We start from the raw sequence: 21,633 nt of genomic DNA on the forward strand, positions 1-21,633 counted from the left end.
TCATATAATGAAGGTACGACAGGCGAGAGGAGATGGAAGTATGAATTGGAAACAAGAATTTAGTCGCTGGCTTTCATATGCAGAATTAGACGCAGAATTAAAAGAACAGCTAGAAAACATGAAGCAAGATGAGAAGAAAATCGAGGATAGCTTTTATAAAAATCTAGAGTTCGGCACAGGTGGTATGCGTGGTGAACTTGGTGCTGGTACGAACCGTTTAAATGTATATACAGTTCGTAAAGCAACAAAAGGATTAGCTAGGTTTATTGAAAAATTGGGTGAAGAAGCGAAAAAACGTGGTGTTGTTGTCGCGTATGATTCTCGTCATAAATCACCTGAATTCGCAATGGAAGTAGCTGCTACTCTTGGTGCACAAGGTATTACAACATATGTATTTGAAAGCTTACGTCCAACACCAGTGCTTTCTTTCGCAGTTCGTCATTTACATACAGCAAGTGGAATCGTTCTTACGGCAAGCCATAACCCGCCCGAATATAACGGTTATAAAGTATATGGTGAAGATGGTGGCCAGTTGCCTCCAAAAGAAGCTGATGAGTTAATTAGCTACGTAAATGCAGTAGAAGATGAATTAACAGTTGAAGTTGCTGATGTGGAGCAATTAAAAGCTGACGGTTTATTACATATAATTGGACAAGAAGTAGATGATGCATATGCAGCAGAATTGAACAATGTCATTATTAATAAAGAGATGGTGAAAGAAGTAGGAAAAGATTTAAAAATCGTCTTTACACCATTACACGGAACATCAAATATTTCTGTACGCCGTGGTTTAGAAGAAGTTGGATTTACAGATGTAACAGTTGTAAAAGAGCAAGAGTTACCAGATCCAAACTTCTCTACAGTAAAATCACCAAATCCAGAAGAGCATGCAGCGTTTGAGTATGCAATTCGCGACGGTGAAAAAGTAGGCGCAGACGTGTTAATCGCAACAGATCCTGATGCAGACCGTCTAGGTGTAGCAGTTCGCAATCAAGCTGGTGAGTTCCAAGTGTTAACTGGTAACCAAACAGGTGCGTTAATGCTTGATTACTTATTATCACAAAAGAAGGAAAACGGAACTCTCCCAGAAAACGGTGTTGTTTTAAAAACAATCGTAACGTCTGAAATTGGCCGTACAATCGCAAAAGCATACGGTTTAGATACAGTTGATACGTTAACTGGATTTAAATTTATCGGTGAAAAAATTAAACAGTATGAAGAAAGTGGACAATATGAATTCCAATTCGGTTATGAGGAAAGCTATGGTTATTTAATCCGTCCATTCTGCCGTGATAAAGATGCGGTACAATCTGTCCTATTTGCATGTGAAGTAGCTGCGTACTACAAATCACAAGGCAAAACGTTATACGATGGTTTATTAGAAGTATTCGCGAAGCATGGTTTCTTCCGTGAAGACCTTGTATCGTTAACGTTAAAAGGAAAAGATGGTGCTGAAAAGATTCAAGAGATGATGGCAACATTCCGTGAAAATCCTCCGAAGGAAGTAGCGGGCTTAACGGTAGTTGCGGTTGAAGATTATAAAGCAAGCATCGTTACATCTTTACAAGATGGACATAAAGAAGAGATTCACTTACCAAAATCAAATGTGTTAAAATATCAATTAGAAGAAGGTTCTTGGTTCTGCTTACGTCCATCTGGAACAGAGCCGAAAATTAAATTCTACTTTGGTGTAAAAGATAATTCTTTACAAAATAGTGAACAAAAGTTACTTACTATTAAAGAAGATATTATGAATCGTTTATAATATAAAGTAATTTCATGTAGTATGAAACAAAAGGGGAGCGAAACCTCCCCTTTTGTTATATGTAAGGAAATCGTAGTTATCGATTCTGATAGAAGAGAGGGTATTTTGTGATGAAAAAAGTAAGAAAAGCGATAATTCCAGCAGCTGGATTAGGAACGCGTTTTTTACCAGCAACGAAAGCAATGCCAAAAGAAATGCTTCCAATTGTAGATAAACCAACAATTCAATACATCGTAGAAGAAGCAGTGAAATCAGGCATCGAAGATATTATTATTGTTACTGGTAAAGGAAAGCGCTCTATCGAAGATCATTTTGATAACGCATTTGAATTAGAGCAAAACTTATTAGAGAAGAAAAAGTATGAGTTACTTGAAAAAGTACAAGCTTCTTCTAAAATGGTAGATATCCATTACATTCGTCAAAAAGAACCAAAAGGATTAGGACATGCTGTTTGGTGCGCGCGTAAATTCATTGGTGATGAGCCGTTTGCAGTATTATTAGGCGATGATATCGTTCAAGCTGAAAAACCATGTTTACGTCAATTAATGGATGAATATGATAAAACACTTTCTTCTGTTATTGGTGTACAAACTGTTCCTGAAGCAGAAACACACCGCTACGGAATTATTGATCCGTTAGAGCAAGAGGGACGTCGTTATCAAGTTCGTAATTTCGTTGAGAAACCAGCGCAAGGTACAGCACCTTCAAACTTAGCGATTATGGGACGTTACATTTTAACGCCTGAAATCTTTATGTTCTTAGAACAGCAACAAGTTGGAGCGGGTGGCGAAATTCAGTTAACGGATGCAATTCAAAACTTAAATGAAATTCAACGTGTATTTGCATATGATTTCGAAGGAAAGCGTTATGACGTTGGTGAAAAGTTAGGATTTGTTCAAACAACAATTGAAATGGCATTGCAACACCCAGAATTACGTGATGATATGGTTACAATGATGAAGAGAATTTTAGATGAACAAACGAATCAAGAGTCTTAATATAAAAAAAAGAGTTATTCCAGTATACTGAAATAACTCTTTTTTCTTATGAAATCGTCGAATGAGAATGTTGATAAGCCGAACGACGTACAGCATAGTATATGCGAGGTGCGATAATAGCGCCGATAATTGTAAACGCAATATCTTTTACTGCGAACCACATCATAATCATCCAGGCAGCTTTATAACTCATATTACCACCCATGAAAATATTGACTGCCCCGTACATATAAGTAGTACCGATAATATAAGTTAAAATGATTCCTGCGAAAGAAGCGATTGCAAAGGTGCTGAATGTTGGTCGTTCTTTTTGTTCCACTAGTTTTCCTGATACGTAAGCAACGATAATAAATGCGATAATAAAACCACCAGTAGGATCTAAAAGTGCTCCAAACCCAGCCTTGAAGTTAGCGAAGATTGGCGCACCTGCTACTCCAACAAGCATGTAAACAGTCATTGATAATGCCCCAAGTCTACTTCCAAGAAGAAGCCCTGCCAAAATTGCGAAAAATGGTTGCATAGATAATGGAACTCCCGCTATTTGTAGGAAGGGTGCCCAAGATACAATATTTGCACCAATAGCCATAAGAGCGACGAACATGGCAGCTAATGCTAAATCTAAAACATGAAATTTTTTCATATTGTTAACCTCCTGTTGTACTTTGGTTAACAATATCGTAGCGAAAATATTTACTTGTTGTCAATCAAAATATTTTGATAAGAAGGCTTTAAATAGTCTCTAAGCAATGTGTATGGAATACGAAATTGCGGGATTCCGCTTGAATAAGGGGCAATTTCATATAAAGGGAAATAAATTACAAGATTATCCGGTTCTAAAAAGTAGTAAAATTTTTTTGTGCTCGTTACTTTTTCGACTGCATCAGGAAAATAAATGCTTTCATTTTGTTTAATTTGTCTTACAATCTCTGTGCGAATTATTTCTTTATATTTATCCTCTTGTTGAAATAAATCGTCCAAGTGTAATAGTTTTTTTTCGTTTAAATCAAATGTATTTGCCTTCCACGTATAAAGTCCGTGCGCTCCGCCTGTATATTGATAGTAATTCACATATAGACTTAGGAAAGGTGGTTTGTTTAAAGGTACTTTATAGTCAACATTTGCAACGTATGGATGAAAAGGTGTGCTAGATCCTTCTGTTTCTTTATAATATTTCTTCGCTTCTTTTTCTAATGTACTTTTAAATTTAGCAGTAGAGTTTTTGTAATAGGAATTCAGCTTATTTTGAAATTTTGAATCAGAAAAGTTGTGAAAGGAAGGCCTATTAATTTGATATTCTATATAAGGTTTCTTACCTTTTTGCGTTACAGTCTTAACATCGATTGTCAGGTTAGATGCTTTGGCTGCTATTGCACAATTTGGTACAATAGTTAGCAAGGAGAACATAAGCAGTAGTATACAAAATTTCTGTTTCATTTAGGTGAAACCTCCTTATATAAGTGTTATAGGTAGTTTGAAAATAAGTAGGTAAAATTATACATTTAATTAAAAGTGAGAGAGGGCGGAAACGATATGTCAAAAACTTTAATGGATTCGCTTGGAATTGAGTTGTTAGAAATGACAGAAGATAAAGTAGTTGCTACAATGCCTGTTGATGAACGTACGCATCAGCCGTTTGGATTTTTACATGGCGGTGCATCTGTTGCATTAGCAGAAACTGTGGCAAGTGTTGGTTCATACAATTTAATTGATCAAGAGAAATGTATTTGTTTCGGATTAGAAATTAATGCAAATCATATTCGATCAAAGCAAGATGGAATTGTAACAGCAATCGGAACACCTATACATAGAGGACAATCGACAATGGTTTGGGATATTCGCATCATTGATGAAAATGATGATTTACTATGCATATCAAGATGTACAGTAGCAATTAAAGAAAAACGTGAAAAATAAAAAGAGGCAGCTCTGATGAGCAGCCTCTTTTCTTATAATTAGAACTGGATTTTCTTCTCTAAGAAACCTTTTAGCTCGCTAATTGGCATACGAACTTGTTCCATTGTGTCACGGTCACGTACTGTAACAGCTTTGTCTTCAACTGAGTCGAAGTCGTATGTGATACAGAATGGTGTACCGATTTCGTCTTGACGACGGTAACGTTTACCGATAGAACCAGTTTCATCAAAGTCTACCACGAAGTCTTTAGCTAGTTCTGCGAATACTTCAGTAGCACCTTCAGATAGCTTTTTAGATAATGGTAAGATAGCTGCTTTATATGGTGCTAAAGCAGGGTGGAAACGAAGAACTGTACGAGAATCGTTTTCTAATTGCTCTTCTTCATATGCATCACATAAGAATGCTAATGTTACACGGTCTGCACCTAAAGATGGCTCGATGCAGTATGGCACGTAACGCTCATTCGTTTGTGGATCGATATAGTTAAAGTCTTCGTTAGAATGTTCCATGTGACGTTTTAAATCGAAGTCTGTACGAGATGCTACGCCCCAAAGCTCGCCCCAACCGAATGGGAATTTGAACTCAATGTCAGTTGTTGCATTACTATAGTGAGATAATTCATCTTCACCGTGGTCACGAAGACGCATGCTTTCCTCGTGCATACCAAGTGAAAGTAACCAGTTCTTACAAGTTTCACGCCAGAATGCGAACCATTCTAAATCTTCACCAGGTTTACAGAAGAATTCAAGTTCCATTTGTTCGAATTCACGCGTACGGAATGTGAAGTTACCAGGTGTGATTTCGTTACGGAAACTTTTACCAACTTGGCCGATACCAAATGGAAGTTTTTTACGCATAGAGCGTTGTACGTTTTTAAAGTTTACGAAAATACCTTGTGCTGTTTCAGGACGAAGGAAGATTTCGTTTGTGCTAGATTCTGTAACACCTTGGAATGTTTTGAACATTAAGTTGAACTGACGGATTTCCGTAAATTCTTCGCTACCGCAATCTGGGCATTTTACTTCATGTTCTTTCATTAAATCAGCCATTTGGTCGAAAGTAAGACCGTCAACAACCATTTCGATGCCTTTTGCATCTAATGCATCTTCAATTAATTTGTCAGCACGGTGACGAGCTTTACATTTTTTACAGTCGATCATTGGGTCATTAAAGTTACCAACGTGACCAGAAGCGATCCAAGTTTTTGGGTTCATTAAGATAGCAGCATCTAAACCAACATTGTATGGAGATTCTTGAATGAATTTTTTCCACCAAGCTTTTTTAACGTTATTTTTTAATTCGATTCCAAGTGGACCGTAATCCCAAGTGTTTGCAAGACCACCGTAAATTTCAGAACCAGGGAAAACGAAACCGCGATGTTTTGCTAAGTTTACAACTTGTTCCATTGAATACATAATAAAATCCTCCTTTTGAAAATTAACGTATTTGCGATGACGTGATGGGTACTTGTGAAACGAGCGGTCCAGATCCGGTGACTAGAACAGTCGGTCATTTCGCGCCTTCCTGTGAGGCAAAAAGCGCCTCTATGTCAGAAGCTCCATCCCCCTCACATTCTGAGCGAGCCGCATCCGCTTTTAAATTATCCAGCTCCAGCGGCTAGAATCTCCGGTCATTTCGCTCTCTCGCTCGAAGCAAAAAGCGCTTCAAGGTCGAGAGCTCCAATGCCCTGCGATTCTGAGCGAGCCGCATCCGCTTTTAAGCACAAAAAAGCTCGTCTCTAGGCAATCATGCCTAGGGACGAGCTTGTATATACCCGCGGTTCCACCCTAGTTGATGCGCATTTCGCACATCCACTTTCATCACGTATTGCTCGAGACTGCCGTTTCCTTGCGGCTTCAGGCTTTCACTATCCCTGAATCGCTTTTTGTGCAAGTACTTATAAGTCCGTCATCGCTACTTATATTAATAATAATGAACATATTCTATCACGTTCTTTTTTAAATCACAATAGAGGAACGTGCCTATCTATGATAGAGTCTCGCCTATTTTTTCGTTATTTATTCCGTAATTTTGTTTAATGTGCTTAATTGCTTCGCGTTTACTTAATGGAGCGAGTTCGTTGTTTTGAACGTATTCCCATACTACATCTGGTTTTGTTTTTGCATATTCGCGAAGGACCCAGCCGATTGCTTTTTGAATGAAAAATTCTTTTGAGGAATGTAGTTGTCCGATAATCCAGAAAAGGAGTTCTTCATCCATTTTTTGTTTATATTTCAGCTGGAATAAAATAGCGGCACGTTGTAGCCATATGTTTTCTGATGCAATCCATTTTGGAAGATATGCAGAAATTAATTCCGGATGTTTTAAAAAGATGTCACCTAAAAATGTAGGGACGATGCTATCAACAGAGTCCCACCAAGATTTTGTGACAATAAGTTCTTCTAGAAATGGGATATGAGTTTCGTTTATGTGTTTTTTATATTTTTGCATGATATCGAGTGCAGCAGCTTGAAATTCACGTTCTGGTAAGTCCCAAAGCTCACGCATGATAATTTGGAAGTCTTTTTTATCTGGGAGAGTATGTATTTGAATGACGTCTTTCAATAATTGTCTTCTCTCGGGAGTTTGAATACCGAGAAACGGGAAGTGATTTTTCATATAACGTGCCATCGGTTCTGCTTTTTCGGGATTTTGATGAGCTATAAAATGCTCTTGTAGTGCCTTTACAAATGGATGCATAGGTATGCGCTCCTCTCTTATTATCTTTCTTCTCTTATTATACAAAGAGTTTGGTTGAATTTTAAAACATAACTTGTAATGTAATGAAATATGTTGAGAAGAGAGAGGAGAGGATAAGATGGAAGATCAAGGCGTACTAGCAGGTTTCTTTGCTCTTAGTTTTGCGTTTATTCTTGTTATAATAATTTGGGCAATTATTTCGTATTTGTTAACGGCTTTTGCACTTTATACGATGGCGAAAAATGATGGTGCAACGGATGGGTTTCTTGCGTTTATTCCTTTTATAAATAGTAAGATATGGGGTGACTTAGCGAAAGACAAATTACCGGATTTCTTGAAAGAAGAAGCAGGGTGGAAAGTGTTAGGAATATATGTCGCATGCTTTATTTTTAATTACGTACCAATTATAAGTTTGCTAGCAGCGGCTGTATCGATTGTGCTGTCTATTTATCTTATCTACGCTATTTTGGATAGATACGGAACAAATGCAATACTATTTACGATTATTCATACAATCACGTTTTCGGTTTTCTTGCCGATTCATTTGTTCATTATTCGGAATGAGCCGATGAGGTATAACGAGTAGATATATGTGGGGAGCTGTTCCAAAGATGTCTTGGAACAGCTCTTTACAACTATTGTTGCTCTTTGTCGGTAAATCGATATTTCGTGTAGAATCGTTGATATATTGTGATTTGTGATAGATATATTTGAAAAATCGTTAATATAATTTCATTTATCAAGGAAAAAAGAAAAAGGGCTGCCACATGGGACAGCCCTTTTTTCTATTACATAAGGTAACGTAAGTAAATGTAAATGTGAGAAATGATTAATGAAACGATCATAATTGGGAAGCCGACTTTAAGGAATTCCATGTAGCTGAATTTATGTCCTTCACGACTTGCGATTCCAGCTACGATTACGTTAGCAGAAGCCCCGATTAATGTTCCGTTTCCACCTAAGCAAGCACCTAATGCTAATGCCCACCATAGTACGTCGATTTGTGCGTCAGAAGGTGATAAACCTAGCCCGACTGCCATATCGTTAATAAGTGGGATCATTGTTGCAACGAATGGAATGTTATCAATTGTTGCAGATGCGATACCAGATACCCATAGAATAAGGATAGATGCGTGAGAAATATCTCCGCCTGTTATTCCAATTACTTTTTGAGCTAGCATTTTGATAAGACCGATATCAATAAGTCCTCCAACGAGTACGAATAGTCCCGCGAAGAAGAAGATTGTTACCCACTCTACACTTGCGAATACCTCTTCAATTTCATGTTCTTTCACACCGATTAACATAAGAACAGTAGCCCCAGTTAAGGCAATGATAGCTGCATCAATATGGAAAATAGAATGAGTCATGAAACCTAAAATAGTAAGTCCAAGTACGGTTAAAGATTTCTTCATTAATACTGGGTCTTTAATGTATTGTTTTTCATCCAAGCTCATTAACTTTTTAATTTGTACAGGATCAGCAATTAATTGTTTACGGTACATGAAGTAAAGTATTACTGCTGTAACAGCAATAATAATAATTACGATAGGTGCTAAGTTGAATAAGAAAGCATTGAAATCTAAATGCTTATTTGCAGAACCGATCATAATATTTGGCGGATCACCAATTAATGTTGCTGTCCCTCCAATGTTTGAAAAAATAATCTCAGAAAGTAAATATGGAACAGGATTTACTTGCAAGATGCGCGTAATAGATAAAGTAACTGGAACAACTAGAAGTACTGTTGTAACGTTATCTAAAAATGCGGAGCCAAGTGCGGTAAGTAAGGAAAGTGAAATTAAAATTTTAATTGGATTTCCTTGTGCTTGTTTAGCTGCCTTAATGGCAACGTATTGGAATACCCCTGACTTACTTGTAATGTTTACTAGGATCATCATACCGATGAGTAACGTAATCGTTCCCCATTCAATATGTTTCGTAAAGGCGTTGTGTAAGTCAACGACCCCTACAATTACCATGAGTGCAGCACCAAGAAGTGCGATGACAGCGCGGTTAATTTTTTCAGAAATAATAATGGCATATGTAATTAAAAAGACTGCGATAGCAAAATAATACTGCCAATTTGCGAGCTCTTGCGTTGTTTCGTGCAAAACTCCCATCTCCTTTCGTTCACTTTTCTTAGTGTGTCAAAAATGTTCTAGAAGAAACACACATAACGTCATTATAAATTAGAAAAAGAGCGGATGTAAATGAAAGGGGGTATTTTGTCATATTTTCTGCATAAGTCATTTTTTCTTATTTTTAAAAATATTTGTGGGCATCTGACATATATATAAGATACATCCAATCTGAATATTTAAAATGAAATTAGCATTCGAGCTTGTTCGTGTAGGAGTGTCAAATAGAAGGGAATGACAAAAATGATAAGGAAGGGATCGTATGGATGAACAACGATTTTTGTTTTTAGACTTTGAGTTTACGATGCCACAACATAGAAAAAAGCCAAAAGGTTTTTTTCCAGAAATTATTGAAGTCGGACTCGTTTCAGTTGTCGGTTGTAAGGTAGAGGATACGTATTCATCACATGTCAGGCCGAAAACATTTCCATCTTTAACTGATCGATGTAAAAAATTTTTAGGAATTAAACAGGAAGTAGTGGACAAAGGAGTTTCTTTTCATGAACTTGTTGAGAAGCTTGCAGAATATGAAAAGAGATGTAAACCAACAATTGTAACGTGGGGAAATATGGATATGAAAGTCTTAAAGCATAACTGCGAAATGGCGGGAGTAGAATTTCCATTCTTTGGACAGTGTCGTGATTTATCGCTTGAGTATAAGAAGTTTTTTGGAGAAAGAAATCAAACAGGGCTATGGAAAGCGATTGAGGCGTATGGAAAAGCAGGAACAGGAAAGCATCATTGTGCGCTTGATGATGCGATGACGACATATAATATTTTTAAGTTAGTAGAAAAAGATAAAGAGTATTTAGTTAAACCAGCACCTCCGACATTAGGGGAACTTGTTGATTTTTCGAAAGTGTTAAAGAACGTGAGTACACAGTAACGACCAAATTGCAAAACATGTAATTTGGTCGTTTTGTTTTTTAAAGTTTGTAATCTTGCTTCAATTGCTGAAGTGTTTCTAGACTACGCCCCGCAAAAGGTGAATCATCTTCAGAAAATGAATTCATTTGAGTTTCTAATGCTAATTTTAGTGATTCTGTATAATCCGGAATTTCTCCTTCATATTTCTTCACCATTTGCTCTGGAATGTTCGTCTGTTCACGAAAAGCTAAAGCGCGTCTTTCATGGAAGAATGGTACGTCAGCTTGTTTTACATTATGTAAATCACCTTGCACTGGATGTTTTAAAACAGCTAGTACTTTTACGACGTAACTGCCAGGACGGCTATTTGTAATTTCACCGATGTATTTTCCAGTTTTATAAATACCAGTAACGATTTCACCAATTTCAAATGTTTCTCTCATATTTTTCACCTCAAGTTAATAGTAAGGAAAGTGAGGAAAGGAGTCAAAGAAATCAGTTGATTTTTGAATGTCCTTGAGAATATGACAGGCTTCAACTATAATTTAAAATGATATAACAGAAAATTCTGATGTTAATTCTTTTCATAAATTCCCTGATAAGGAGTGTTCTATATGATGCCTTTATATTTTCCGGAAGATAAAACAGAATATATTATTCCAGGTATTGTTTGCGTTCTATTTATCATCGGTGCAGTTGCTACGTGGCGTATGTTTATTCGTGTATCAAAACGAGAAGCAGAGCGGTTACAGAAAGTAGAAGAAAAGCTTTTAGCTGAAAAGAAACAGTAGTTCATTTTTGCATGTTTCCTTCTATGCTCGGACAATCTAAGGGCAGTAAGTATTTTGGAGGGAATTGAATGAAAAGACGGCTTTTTTTCAGTTGTTGTTTATTATTTCTAATGGCGGGTTGTGACCAAGGAAAGCCGAAAGAAATTGATGTGAAATTACATAATGCTTCAGGTGATGAAGTTGGGACTGCAAAAGTAGTTCAGCAAACAAGTGGAGTGAAAATTAAGATTAAAGCGGAAGGCTTTACACCAGGAACGCACGGGATACATGTGCATGAAATCGGAGAATGTAAAGCGCCTCGTTTCGAATCATCTGGGAATCATTTTAATCCAGATAATAAAGAACATGGGCTCTTGAATCCGAAAGGTGCGGAAAATGGTGATTTACCGAATGTAGTGGCAGACGCTTCTGGAAAGATTAATGCAGAAATCGATGCTCCGCATATAACGCTTGAAGAAGGAAAAACGACGATTCATAGAAAAGATGGAGCGTCTATTATTATTACAGAAAACGCTGATGATGGTATGACACAACCAACGGGTAAATCTGGTGGCCGAATTGCTTGCGGTGTTATCGTAAAAAAAGCATCGGATATGAAGAAAAAATAGAAGCTACCGTGAATAGTAGATTTTGTTGTAAAACCGCATGGGAGTAAGTGGAATTATATCGATTTATCGAAAAAAAGGAGGTTGTCCCAAAATCATTTTGGGACAGCCTCCTTTTTTGTTATGAGAATGTATAGTGTAGTCTGTTTAAAATTTCTTCTAAAACAGATCTAGGACAGCCAATGTTAATTCGGATATGGGCTTCTCCACCTGTTCCGTATTTCTCACCAGGCTCAACGATGATTTTACCTTTCTCTTCAAGCAATGCTGTTCGTTCATCTTGAGAAAGGTCCAAGTGGGAACAATCAATCCACAGTAAAAAACTACCTTCTGGTTTAATTACAGAAAGAGCTGGTATGTGATTTTGAATATACTTACAAGCAAATTGAGCGTTATCTTCAACGTACAATCGAATTTCATTTAGCCAATCATTACATTCTGTATAGGCACTTTGCATTGCTGTATAAGCAAATGTATTTAATCCGTGGAATCCTTGTCTATATTGGATAGACATAAAGACATTACGGAGATTTTCATTCGGAATAATAATGATCGATGCTTGTAATCCAGCGATATTAAATGTTTTGCTTGGAGCCATACAAGTAATAGTGCGTGCTGCTAATTCTTCAGATAAAGAAGCAAACGGTGTATGAGTATGGCCTCTATAAATAATATCGGCGTGAATTTCATCCGCGACAACGGTTACATTATATTGCGTACATAACGTGCCGAGTTTTGTTAGCTCCTCTTTCGTCCAAACGCGTCCGATAGGATTGTGAGGGCTGCAAAGAAGCATTAGTTTTACACCTTGTTTAAATTGAGTTTCTAGATGCTCGAAGTCTATCTTATATATGCCATTTTGTTTAAACAAGGGGCTCTCACATAATTGTCTATTATTTGTTTTGACCATTTCAAAAAATGGTGAATAAATAGGAGGTTGTACGAGTACGGCTTCTCCTTCTTTCGTTATAGCTTGTATGCTCGTACTAAGAGCTGGAACGATACCTGAGCTAAATACAATCCATTCTTTTTGTATTTCCCAATTGTATTGGCTTTTCGTCCAATTACAAATGATATCCCCAATATTTTCAGGAGGAAGTGTATAGCCGAAAATAGGATGTTCTGTGCGTTTTTGTAATGCAGTTTGAATTGGTTTTGGTACTTCAAAATCCATATCGGCAATCCAAGCGTGGATGAGTTCTTCATTTTTATATGTATCCCATTTTGTACTATGTGTTCCGCGACGATTTACCGTTTTATGAAATAGTTGCATATGTTTGCTCCTTTCTTCTGTTAAACTGTTAAGTTATGAAAATTCTCACTCTTCTTATAGAATAGCTGATGTGATACGATAAAGAAAAGCATTAAAAAGTGAAAAGGCGGGAAGCAGATGGGTGCATATGACAAAATGATTGAGGTTGTGAAAAATTGGGATCCGTTTCAAATGGGACCGGAGTTTTATGAAACAGAAGCGAGCGATGTTGTAAACGTCGTAAGTGTGTTTGATGATCCGAAATACATCGCAAAGAAGATTCAACATATATACTTTATGTCTTTTGAAGAAGTACCTGCACTTGAAAAATGCGAAAAATTAGCAGTAGAGTTACTCGTACTAAAAGAAGGCGGAAGTTGTTCATTATAGGCTGTCGGAATTTACGACAGCCTTTTTGTTTATTTTCGTTCGGATTGATTAATGCTTCACTTTATTGCGTCGCAAACGCAATAATTTCTTCATAAACATGATCGGGCTTTTCTTCAGGTAGTAAGTGTCCTGTATTTTCGTAAGAAATGAAAGTTGAATTAGGTAGGTCTTTATGGAGACGGTGTCCTACATGTACAGGAACGACGCGATCTTTTTCACCCCAAATGAGTAATACTGGGGTTTCGATTTTTTGTAATTCAGTTGAAGATAAGTCACCTTCACGGTCTCTTATCATTCGAGTTAAAGCAGGGAATATACGATCATCATAAAAAGGAGCAGCATAGCCTTCCATCATTTCATTGTCAATTAATGAATGGTCATGAACGACATTCATTAAGTTATGAACGATGCCTCTTCGAATAATCCAGTTCTTCACGTATAAGTGGAAGAATGGTAAATAAGAGGAGTACAGTAAAGGTAAGTTTGCGCGAGCTAAATAACTAGAGCTACATAGTAAAATTGTCTTTGAAATTAATTCAGGGCGTAAACGGTTTACAAAGAGTGAAATTTGTCCGCCCATAGAATGACCAACTAATACAATATTCGAGAGAGATAAATGTTCGATTAAATCGATAATAATAGCTGCTAAATTATGATAAGAATATTTAAAGAGATGAGATTTATCACTTTTTCCGAATGGTGGTAAATCAAGGGCAATTACTGTACCTTCCTTTGTTAGTAAAGGAATGAGTCGTCGATAGCTAAATGAGGAAGAGAGGAAGCCGTGAACGAGTACGAAAGTAGGTCGCTCTTTTTTAGTATTATGTTCATACAATTCGTAATGAATAGTAGTGCCGCGAGTGGAAAAAGTGAAGTAAGGGCATTTGCATTCATGGTTCATTTTTTGTCACTCCATTGATTTTTGTTCATAGCATCTCCAAGGCAAAAAAAAAATATGTTAACAAAAAAAGGCAAGATGACGATGTCATCTTGCCTTTCACTTTATAATTACCCACGCACAATATTAGGTGGTGTTTTTCCTTGTAATCCTGCCACTAAATTTTCAGCAGCTGTCATTGCCATTTGCTGCCGAGTTTTTAATGTTGCAGATCCGATGTGCGGTAAAGTTACAACGTTTTGTAATGATAAGAGTGGATTCTCTTTTTGAATCGGCTCTTGTGTAAATGTGTCGATGCCGGCTGCAAATATTTTCTTTTCTGTTAACGCATGAATTAATGCAGTTTCATCTACTGTTTTCCCGCGAGAAGCATTAATGAAAATTGCTGTTTCTTTCATTAGTGAAAATTCCTTTTCACCGATAAGATGATACGTTTCATCTGTTAATGGAGTAAGAAGAATAATAAAATCAGATTGTTTGATTAGAGTTTGTAAATCACAATATGTAGCATCAAATTTTTGTTCAGCTTCTTCTTTACGGCGACGGTTATAGTAAAGGACATTCATATCAAAGCCGAATTTCGCTCGTTTTGCGACAACTTCTCCAATTCGTCCCATTCCGATAATACCGATCGTACTATGATGTACATCTAGTCCGAAGTGTTCTTTTCCGATTTCAGCGGTCCATTCGCCATTTTTTACATAGGAATTGAGTTCGCAAACACGGCGACCAGCAGATAACATAAGAGCGAAAACGAGATCGGCTACTGTATCATCTAACACATACGGAGTATTTGTTCCGATAACATTTTGTTTTTCCATCGCTTTTAAATCAAAGTTATCATGGCCAACAGAAATATTACTTACTACTTTTAAATTAGGAGCAGCCTGCAATAACTCTTCATTTATAGTAGATCCGAAATTTAATAACCCATCTTTATCTTTTATTTTTTCCAATAGAACATCACGAGGTACTTTCTCGTTTTGATCCCATTTTTCAAAATCACAGTGTTCTGATAAATAGTTTTCTACAAATGTTGGAACTGGTTCTGCAATATATACTTTTGGTTTCACGGTTCCATCCCCTTTCCTCTTTACCCGGATTGGTGTGTGCTAATAATCAGTGGGTATGAACCTTACCGCTGATTAAAGTTTCACTTTACCCCGCTATTAACGGGCAGTAAGACGCCCACCTCAAAAAACGGCTGAAACAAAGAGGTTAGGTGGGAGATTAACTGCCCGTAAAAGCCCGATTGGTGAAGGCTAATAATCAGTGGAGGTGAATCTTTCCACTGATTAAAGTTTCACTTTATTTTGACATAATTCTCAAAAAAAATCTTCTTTTCAAACTGGAAAGAGTATTAATTTGACCTATCTAGAGTAGCAGAATCTTTATAACCGTCCGGTATACGAAAGTTTTTTGATTTAGCGGCAAGTATGAAAGGTGTTATTTCACTTGGAGTGGGGGAACCGGACTTTGTTACACCTTGGAATGTACGGCAAGCATGTATCCGTTTTTTTGAGCAAGGATATACAGCTTATACAGCAAATGCAGGATTATTGGAGCTTCGTCAAGAAATAGCAAAGTATCTAAAAAAACAATTTGCAGTACTTGAAGCATTACGCGGGGGAAATGATGAAGTAATTTGAATGAGAGATAGCTATAAAAAACGGCGTAACTTTATGACGACATCTTTCAATGAAATGGGCTTAACATGTCATGTGCCAGGCGGGAGTGGTGAGGGATTTATTCGTTGTTCATATGCAACATCGCTTGAGCAACTTATGGAAGCAATGAAGAGAATGGAACGGTTCATAGAGAATAAAAAAAGGACAAAACATAATACGTTTTGTCCATAAAAGGGGGGGAATACTAGAAAGCCATGTGTTAGTATTCTATCCTAATATTGGAGAATTATACGTATTACAGGAAATTTTTTCGCGAATTTTGAATGAGCCCTATCATAGTGGTATAATTTACTAATATAAGGTGGGAGTATCCTCGGGGTTTTAGGATACTGACTCACTAACCGGATATTTAACAATAAATACATCTGCTTTACTATTTACAATTGTAGAGAAAATGGTAAACGTATGGGAGTGTTTCACATGTCAGAACAATATACAACGGGAGTGGTTGTAACAGGGAAAGTAACTGGAATTCAAGATTACGGTGCATTTGTAGCTTTGGATGCAGAAACACAAGGACTTGTGCATATATCTGAAATCACAAATGGGTATGTAAAAGACATTCATGACTTTTTAAAGGTCGGAGATACAGTAGAAGTAAAGGTACTTTCAATTGATGAAGAGCACAGGAAAATGAGTTTATCGTTAAAAGCTGCGAAAAGAAAACAAGGAAGGGTTCTTATACCGAATCCATCTGATAAAGGGTTCAATACGCTGCGAGAAAAGCTAGCAGAATGGATTGAAGAATCAGAGGTAATAAAGTAAAAGAGGAACGCATATGAGCGTTCCTCTTTTACTTTGACTTATGATATATATATTTGCAAATATGATTGCATGCAATCATATTCGTATGTCGGAGGCGAAAAAGACATACTGACTATTGAATTTCATGTGTTTCTGGGTGAGTACCAAGATTCTCGGATGGTTTAAATAGTAAGCCGAGATTGATAAGCCCAGAAATACCAACGATGCCGTAAATAATACGTGCAAGAGCGGAGTTTTGCCCACCGAAAATAGCTGCTACTAAGTCAAACTGGAAGAACCCGATCAGTCCCCAGTTAACAGCGCCGATTACAGTGAAGACTAATGCGATACGTTGCAGAGTACTCATGAAAAGTCCCCCTTAATGTGAAGCGTGAGCAAGCAAGGAGTTAATAAGAAAATTTAACTCCTTTATAGAATGGTATAGTTTTGTTGTTTTTATACATGAAAAATGTACGAAAAAACGATGTATATACATCTATACCGAAAAATGCGAATTTTTATGCAAAAAATGAACTTTTTCTAAAAAATAAATAATGGTTACGTTTACAATTGTTGAATCGCTTGATTTACAACTTTAGTTTCGCTAAAGTGAATACAGAAATACATATACATAATTGGAGGGAAAAAGATGAGTACACATGTAACGTTCGACTATTCTAAAGCGTTATCCTTCATCGGTGAAAATGAACTAACTTATTTACGTGATGCAGTGAAAGTAACACATCATGCAATCCACGAAAAAACTGGAGCTGGGAACGATTTCCTTGGATGGGTAGAGCTTCCGCTTCAATATGACAAAGAAGAATTCACTCGCATTCAAAAATGCGCAGAAAAAATTAAAAACGACTCTGACATTTTACTTGTTGTAGGTATTGGTGGTTCTTACCTAGGAGCACGTGCAGCAATCGAAATGTTAAACCATTCTTTCTATAACACGCTTTCTAAAGAACAACGTAAAACTCCACAAGTGCTATTTGTTGGACAAAACATTAGCTCCACTTACATGAAAGATTTAATGGACGTACTAGAAGGTAAAGACTTTTCTATTAACGTTATTTCCAAATCAGGTACAACAACAGAGCCTGCAATCGCATTCCGTATTTTCCGTAAATTATTAGAAGAAAAGTATGGAAAAGAAGAAGCACGCAAACGTATTTATGCGACTACAGATAAAGCACGTGGTGCATTAAAAACATTAGCTGATAACGAAGGTTACGAAACATTCGTAATTCCAGATGATGTTGGCGGTCGTTTCTCTGTATTAACACCAGTTGGTCTATTACCAATTGCGGTAAGTGGCCTAAACATTGAAGAGATGATGAAAGGTGCAGCTGCTGGTCATAATGACTTCGCGAAATCAGAACTTGAAGAAAACCCAGCTTACCAATACGCAGTAGTTCGTAATGCCCTATACAATAAAGGGAAAACAATTGAAATGCTTGTTAACTATGAGCCAGCACTTCAATACTTCTTAGAGTGGTGGAAACAGTTATTTGGTGAAAGTGAAGGAAAAGATCAAAAAGGTATTTTCCCATCTTCAGCAAACTTCTCAACTGATTTACACTCATTAGGTCAATACATTCAAGAAGGTCGTCGTGACTTATTCGAAACAGTTCTTAAAGTAGGTAAATCTACTCATGAACTAAAAATCGAATTAGATGACAACGATTTAGATGGATTAAACTACCTTGCTGGTGAAACTGTAGACTTCGTAAACACAAAAGCATACGAAGGTACATTACTTGCACATAGCGATGGCGGAGTACCAAACTTAATCGTAAACATCCCTGAATTAAATGAGTACACATTCGGTTACCTTGTATACTTCTTCGAAAAAGCATGTGCGATGAGCGGCTATCTACTAGGCGTAAATCCATTTGACCAACCAGGAGTAGAAGCGTACAAGAAAAACATGTTTGCTTTACTTGGTAAACCAGGATTTGAAGAATTAAAAGCAGAATTAGAAGAGCGCTTAAAATAAAAAAACTGTTGGGGACGAGCCCCAACAGTTTTTTTATTGTTTTTTTGCCGACTAGTCGGCATTTCATGTTGAAGCTCATATATATTCAGAATGGACTGGGCATGCTAAAGGAAAAGTCTAGGAGGGATGGACTTGATTCTGATCCAATCAAAGTTAGAAGGACATACATATGCGTTATATAAGTTAGAAGAAGTTATGAAACCACTTGGGTATAGCGTTGGTGGCAATTGGGATTACGATAAAGGGTGCTTTGACTATAAAATCGACGAAGAAGATGGGTATCAATTTTTACGAGTACCATTTACAGCAGTGGATGGGGAATTAGATGTGCCTGGTGTAATAGTCCGTCTTGAAACGCCGTATATTCTTTCGCATGTATATCAAGACGAACTAGATGATAATGTGAATGCGTTAACAGCTGGAACGAGCGGATTTGATCAATTTGCTGAGCCGAAAGATGCAGATGGAGATGTAAAAAATAAGTATATCAATATTGGTAAAGTACTAGTGCAAGAACTAGAGCGTCATTTTTTTAATGGTGAATAACAATGAGTATGTCGCTTTCGATAAGAATGAAGGAATGAACTGGATTAATCATGTATTGATCGTCACGCTTTACGCCTAGTAAGAGAATGTTTTGTTTTAAAAGAGTATAGCTACAATTTGCAAAGGATTGTCCAGTGCAGGACGTGGAAATCTCCATCAGTTGTAATTTGTTATCAGAGATTTCATCGTAAAGTGAGAATAGTACACCTGAAATGGAAGGGAATAAAAGAGAAGCGGTAAATACATAGCTCGTTAATTTATTTCCTTCTATAATTTCTGATACGCCAGCTCTCGTTGCATTTTGGATTTGTTCAGAAGTAAGAAGTTCAGCGATGCAGTGAATGTTTGGATTAAGTCCTTTTGCAGTTAAAATATTTAAAATGGACTGTGTATCTGCTAAGCTTTCGTTCCTCTCTTTATCCGCTGTTATTAATATAGTGTGAGCTGTTGTAATGTTAGCTTTTAATAAAGTTTGATCGTGATGCGGACAACCTTTTATAAATTCTAAATGATGAAATGGCTTTGGAAGTAAAGAAAGTGTTTCATCAATTAAAACGATATCAAGGTTCGGTTGTAATATGTGCATTTGTTTTACAACATGTTTTGCACGTTCATTCCAGCCAACGATAATCATATGACCATTAGAGGTAGCAGCTGCTTCTCCTTTAATTTTCATATATTGTTTATTAATCATGTCGGTAGCGAATAGAACCATATAATAAGAACAAAATCCAGTTCCTAATAAAATAATGCCTATACCAATAATTTTTCCTATCGTTGTATGGGGAGCAAAATCGCCGTATCCAACGGTGAAAATGGTAACGATTGACCACCAAACCCCGTCGAACCATGTGGTGAAGTGAGCTGGCTCTAATATATGTATAAGAAAGCCGGAGAAGGCAGTAAGTACAATAATAAAACAAATTAAACGAAAAATAATGGAATCACGAAATGTATCTACTAAGTTCGGACGTGATTTCAATTTCCTATTCCTCCTTACTTTTCAGGACTACATTCATTGTTACCATTATAGAAAAAAGAAAAACTCTCTAATTAAAAAGAGAGTTTTTCTGTAACTACTCAGTCCCCCCTATGAAAAAACGCCAGAAAAGCATTTTTTTAAATGGTCGGGAGGGACTGGCTATGTATAGGAGCGGTCAGTGCCTTTTCCTGCCACGCGCAAAGTTTTAAAACAAAGAAAGGTAGCGAGGTGTAGGTCCATTTTTATCTCCATGGCAGTAATCTATGTGCTGAAAAATGAAAAGATTATATAGGCAATAAGGTACGTATTTTCGCTGGAATAATACTCCTTACCAAAATGCTAAATGAAATGTATGGCTGAGTAGTTACGTTTTTCTTTATGTTACATACTCTCCACTTCAGTTTGTTGAACACTTTCAAGGTGCTGAAGTGCATAATAAACATCGGCAGTATGTCTTTTTTGATCGATAGACAATTTAAGATGTAAGTAGTGAGCACCGCTTTCTAATGTTTTGAGCTTCATATTTTTAACCTTTATATCCATTTCTTTTATTTCTTCAATTACAATGGGGATATTGTCCATATTTCGTACAACGAGTTTAACTGCGATATCACGTTGACGAAATGATCTAGGACCGATGAATTTCATAGTTAATGGGATAAGTTCTACACTAATCATAAGGAAACACATCCCGAAAATCGCTTCGATATAGAAGCCGGCTCCAACGGCAATGCCAATACCAGAAGCACCCCAAATCATAGCGGCAGTCGTTAGTCCCGCAATACTATCGTTTCCTCTTCGTAAAATTACGCCGGCACCTAAAAAGCCGATTCCTGATACGATTTGAGCGGCAAGTCGAAGTGGATCCATATTCGTATGATCGGTATGTGGTAGGTTATAAGCTGCTTTAATAGAAACAATAGTCAGGAGGCAACTAATAATAGAAATAACTAAACAAGTTTTTAAACCGAGTGGTTTACGTTTTAATTCGCGCTCTAAACCAATAGCGAATCCTAAAATAGCCGAGAGACCTAATTTTATTAATAAGTCGGTGTAGTCCATGTATATTCCTCCTTGTATGATATGGTATATGAATAAAACGTTTATATAGAAAGAAACGCTTTTTGGCAGAGTGACTTTATATAGAATATATGTAGGATTTACTTAGAAATGAAAGAGGTATTGCGTTTAAGTATATGATATAAAAAAAGAAATGTAGTTGGTTTAAAAAAAGTTTTCAAAAGGTGTTGCATTTCATTTTTTCACATGATATATTAATAACCGTCGCTGATGCGGAAACGCAGAAAACGACAAAAAAGAAATTGAAAAACTTGGTTGACATCGAAAAAC

At 36.8% G+C, this 21,633-nt stretch carries 23 protein-coding genes and 2 pseudogenes; 13 read left to right on the forward strand and 12 right to left on the reverse strand.

Annotation, left to right across the window (positions count from 1 at the left end; all coding sequences use genetic code 11):
* The first annotated feature begins 40 nt into the window (after nucleotides 1–40).
* Complete coding sequence (locus FT637_RS15260; RefSeq protein ID WP_193647006.1) at nucleotides 41–1,765, forward strand: phospho-sugar mutase; 1,725 nt, start codon at nucleotides 41–43, stop codon at nucleotides 1,763–1,765.
* A 110-nt stretch (nucleotides 1,766–1,875) separates the two neighbouring features.
* The gene (galU, locus tag FT637_RS15265) at nucleotides 1,876–2,763 is read left to right on the forward strand and encodes a UTP--glucose-1-phosphate uridylyltransferase GalU (protein WP_193647007.1); all 888 of its coding nucleotides are present in this window, start codon (nucleotides 1,876–1,878) and stop codon (nucleotides 2,761–2,763) included.
* Nucleotides 2,764–2,809: 46 nt separating this feature from the next.
* Here galU and FT637_RS15270 read toward each other — a convergent pair whose 3' ends face one another.
* Nucleotides 2,810–3,403 (reverse strand): biotin transporter BioY, encoded by a 594-nt coding sequence (locus FT637_RS15270; protein WP_193647008.1) that lies wholly within the window; start codon nucleotides 3,401–3,403, stop codon nucleotides 2,810–2,812.
* A 50-nt stretch (nucleotides 3,404–3,453) separates the two neighbouring features.
* Nucleotides 3,454–4,197: a DUF3298 and DUF4163 domain-containing protein gene (locus FT637_RS15275; RefSeq protein WP_193647009.1), complete on the reverse strand. Its 744-nt coding sequence runs from the start codon at nucleotides 4,195–4,197 to the stop codon at nucleotides 3,454–3,456.
* A 96-nt stretch (nucleotides 4,198–4,293) separates the two neighbouring features.
* Between FT637_RS15275 and FT637_RS15280 the strand changes: the two genes are divergently transcribed.
* Nucleotides 4,294–4,677, forward strand: a complete 384-nt coding sequence (locus FT637_RS15280; RefSeq protein ID WP_002145111.1) for a hotdog fold thioesterase — start codon at nucleotides 4,294–4,296, stop codon at nucleotides 4,675–4,677.
* Nucleotides 4,678–4,715: 38 nt separating this feature from the next.
* Here the strand turns inward: FT637_RS15280 and FT637_RS15285 are convergent, their stop codons facing one another.
* Both FT637_RS15285 and FT637_RS15290 read right to left on the reverse strand, forming a co-directional pair.
* Complete coding sequence (locus FT637_RS15285; protein ID WP_193647010.1) at nucleotides 4,716–6,092, reverse strand: glycine--tRNA ligase; 1,377 nt, start codon at nucleotides 6,090–6,092, stop codon at nucleotides 4,716–4,718.
* A 571-nt stretch (nucleotides 6,093–6,663) separates the two neighbouring features.
* The gene (locus FT637_RS15290; protein WP_193647011.1) at nucleotides 6,664–7,377 is read right to left on the reverse strand and encodes a DNA alkylation repair protein; all 714 of its coding nucleotides are present in this window, start codon (nucleotides 7,375–7,377) and stop codon (nucleotides 6,664–6,666) included.
* A gap of 118 nt (nucleotides 7,378–7,495) precedes the next feature.
* Here FT637_RS15290 and FT637_RS15295 point away from each other — a divergent pair, with 118 nt between their 5' ends.
* The gene (locus tag FT637_RS15295; RefSeq protein ID WP_193647012.1) at nucleotides 7,496–7,963 is read left to right on the forward strand and encodes a hypothetical protein; all 468 of its coding nucleotides are present in this window, start codon (nucleotides 7,496–7,498) and stop codon (nucleotides 7,961–7,963) included.
* A gap of 202 nt (nucleotides 7,964–8,165) precedes the next feature.
* Here the strand turns inward: FT637_RS15295 and FT637_RS15300 are convergent.
* Nucleotides 8,166–9,506: pseudogene (locus FT637_RS15300) on the reverse strand (ArsB/NhaD family transporter); the annotation flags it as partial.
* 274 nt (nucleotides 9,507–9,780) lie between these two features.
* Here FT637_RS15300 and kapD point away from each other — a divergent pair.
* A complete protein-coding gene (gene kapD, locus FT637_RS15305; RefSeq protein ID WP_193647014.1) occupies nucleotides 9,781–10,404 on the forward strand; it encodes a 3'-5' exonuclease KapD in 624 nt (207 codons plus the stop codon).
* Nucleotides 10,405–10,444: 40 nt separating this feature from the next.
* On the opposite strand, the gene FT637_RS15310 is transcribed toward kapD, so the two are convergent.
* Nucleotides 10,445–10,828 (reverse strand): kinase-associated lipoprotein B, encoded by a 384-nt coding sequence (locus FT637_RS15310; RefSeq protein WP_001209324.1) that lies wholly within the window; start codon nucleotides 10,826–10,828, stop codon nucleotides 10,445–10,447.
* A gap of 171 nt (nucleotides 10,829–10,999) precedes the next feature.
* Between FT637_RS15310 and FT637_RS15315 the strand changes: the two genes are divergently transcribed.
* Both FT637_RS15315 and FT637_RS15320 read left to right on the forward strand, forming a co-directional pair.
* A complete protein-coding gene (locus tag FT637_RS15315; RefSeq protein WP_000982763.1) occupies nucleotides 11,000–11,176 on the forward strand; it encodes a hypothetical protein in 177 nt (58 codons plus the stop codon).
* Between the two features lie 68 nt (nucleotides 11,177–11,244).
* Nucleotides 11,245–11,784: a superoxide dismutase family protein gene (locus FT637_RS15320; RefSeq protein WP_193647015.1), complete on the forward strand. Its 540-nt coding sequence runs from the start codon at nucleotides 11,245–11,247 to the stop codon at nucleotides 11,782–11,784.
* A 118-nt stretch (nucleotides 11,785–11,902) separates the two neighbouring features.
* On the opposite strand, the gene FT637_RS15325 is transcribed toward FT637_RS15320, so the two are convergent.
* Nucleotides 11,903–13,054 (reverse strand): MalY/PatB family protein, encoded by a 1,152-nt coding sequence (locus FT637_RS15325; protein ID WP_193647016.1) that lies wholly within the window; start codon nucleotides 13,052–13,054, stop codon nucleotides 11,903–11,905.
* Nucleotides 13,055–13,171: 117 nt separating this feature from the next.
* Between FT637_RS15325 and FT637_RS15330 the strand changes: the two genes are divergently transcribed.
* Nucleotides 13,172–13,423, forward strand: a complete 252-nt coding sequence (locus FT637_RS15330) for a YugE family protein (RefSeq protein WP_002015854.1) — start codon at nucleotides 13,172–13,174, stop codon at nucleotides 13,421–13,423.
* Between the two features lie 61 nt (nucleotides 13,424–13,484).
* Here the strand turns inward: FT637_RS15330 and FT637_RS15335 are convergent, their stop codons facing one another.
* Both FT637_RS15335 and FT637_RS15340 read right to left on the reverse strand, forming a co-directional pair.
* Complete coding sequence (locus FT637_RS15335; protein ID WP_193647017.1) at nucleotides 13,485–14,324, reverse strand: alpha/beta fold hydrolase; 840 nt, start codon at nucleotides 14,322–14,324, stop codon at nucleotides 13,485–13,487.
* A gap of 107 nt (nucleotides 14,325–14,431) precedes the next feature.
* Nucleotides 14,432–15,424, reverse strand: a complete 993-nt coding sequence (locus FT637_RS15340) for a 2-hydroxyacid dehydrogenase (RefSeq protein ID WP_193647034.1) — start codon at nucleotides 15,422–15,424, stop codon at nucleotides 14,432–14,434.
* Between the two features lie 303 nt (nucleotides 15,425–15,727).
* On the opposite strand from FT637_RS15340, the pseudogene FT637_RS30615 reads away from it, so the two are divergent.
* From FT637_RS30615 to yugI, 3 genes and pseudogenes are all read left to right on the forward strand, one after another.
* A pseudogene (locus tag FT637_RS30615) lies at nucleotides 15,728–15,925 on the forward strand (aminotransferase class I/II-fold pyridoxal phosphate-dependent enzyme); the annotation flags it as partial.
* Between the two features lie 45 nt (nucleotides 15,926–15,970).
* Nucleotides 15,971–16,180, forward strand: a complete 210-nt coding sequence (locus tag FT637_RS30620) for a hypothetical protein (RefSeq protein ID WP_413773232.1) — start codon at nucleotides 15,971–15,973, stop codon at nucleotides 16,178–16,180.
* Nucleotides 16,181–16,429: 249 nt separating this feature from the next.
* The gene (yugI, locus tag FT637_RS15350; protein WP_144508395.1) at nucleotides 16,430–16,774 is read left to right on the forward strand and encodes a S1 domain-containing post-transcriptional regulator GSP13; all 345 of its coding nucleotides are present in this window, start codon (nucleotides 16,430–16,432) and stop codon (nucleotides 16,772–16,774) included.
* Nucleotides 16,775–16,886: 112 nt separating this feature from the next.
* Here yugI and FT637_RS15355 read toward each other — a convergent pair whose 3' ends face one another.
* On the reverse strand, nucleotides 16,887–17,120 hold the full coding sequence (locus FT637_RS15355; protein WP_002034535.1) for a DUF378 domain-containing protein: 234 nt from the start codon (nucleotides 17,118–17,120) through the stop codon (nucleotides 16,887–16,889).
* 282 nt (nucleotides 17,121–17,402) lie between these two features.
* Between FT637_RS15355 and FT637_RS15360 the strand changes: the two genes are divergently transcribed.
* Nucleotides 17,403–18,755, forward strand: a complete 1,353-nt coding sequence (locus tag FT637_RS15360; RefSeq protein WP_193647018.1) for a glucose-6-phosphate isomerase — start codon at nucleotides 17,403–17,405, stop codon at nucleotides 18,753–18,755.
* 132 nt (nucleotides 18,756–18,887) lie between these two features.
* On the forward strand, nucleotides 18,888–19,301 hold the full coding sequence (locus FT637_RS15365) for a YugN-like family protein (protein WP_193647019.1): 414 nt from the start codon (nucleotides 18,888–18,890) through the stop codon (nucleotides 19,299–19,301).
* Here FT637_RS15365 and FT637_RS15370 read toward each other — a convergent pair.
* Both FT637_RS15370 and FT637_RS15375 read right to left on the reverse strand, forming a co-directional pair.
* Entirely contained in the window at nucleotides 19,288–20,283 is a 996-nt protein-coding gene (locus tag FT637_RS15370; RefSeq protein WP_193647020.1) for an ion channel, read from the reverse strand. The two genes, FT637_RS15365 and FT637_RS15370, sit on opposite strands and share 14 nt — an antisense overlap.
* 381 nt (nucleotides 20,284–20,664) lie before the next feature.
* A complete protein-coding gene (locus FT637_RS15375; RefSeq protein ID WP_193647021.1) occupies nucleotides 20,665–21,345 on the reverse strand; it encodes an MgtC/SapB family protein in 681 nt (226 codons plus the stop codon).
* Nucleotides 21,346–21,633 lie beyond the last annotated feature (288 nt).

Source organism: Bacillus cereus (assembly GCF_015071065.1).
Classification (GTDB): domain Bacteria; phylum Bacillota; class Bacilli; order Bacillales; family Bacillaceae_G; genus Bacillus_A; species Bacillus_A cereus_BA.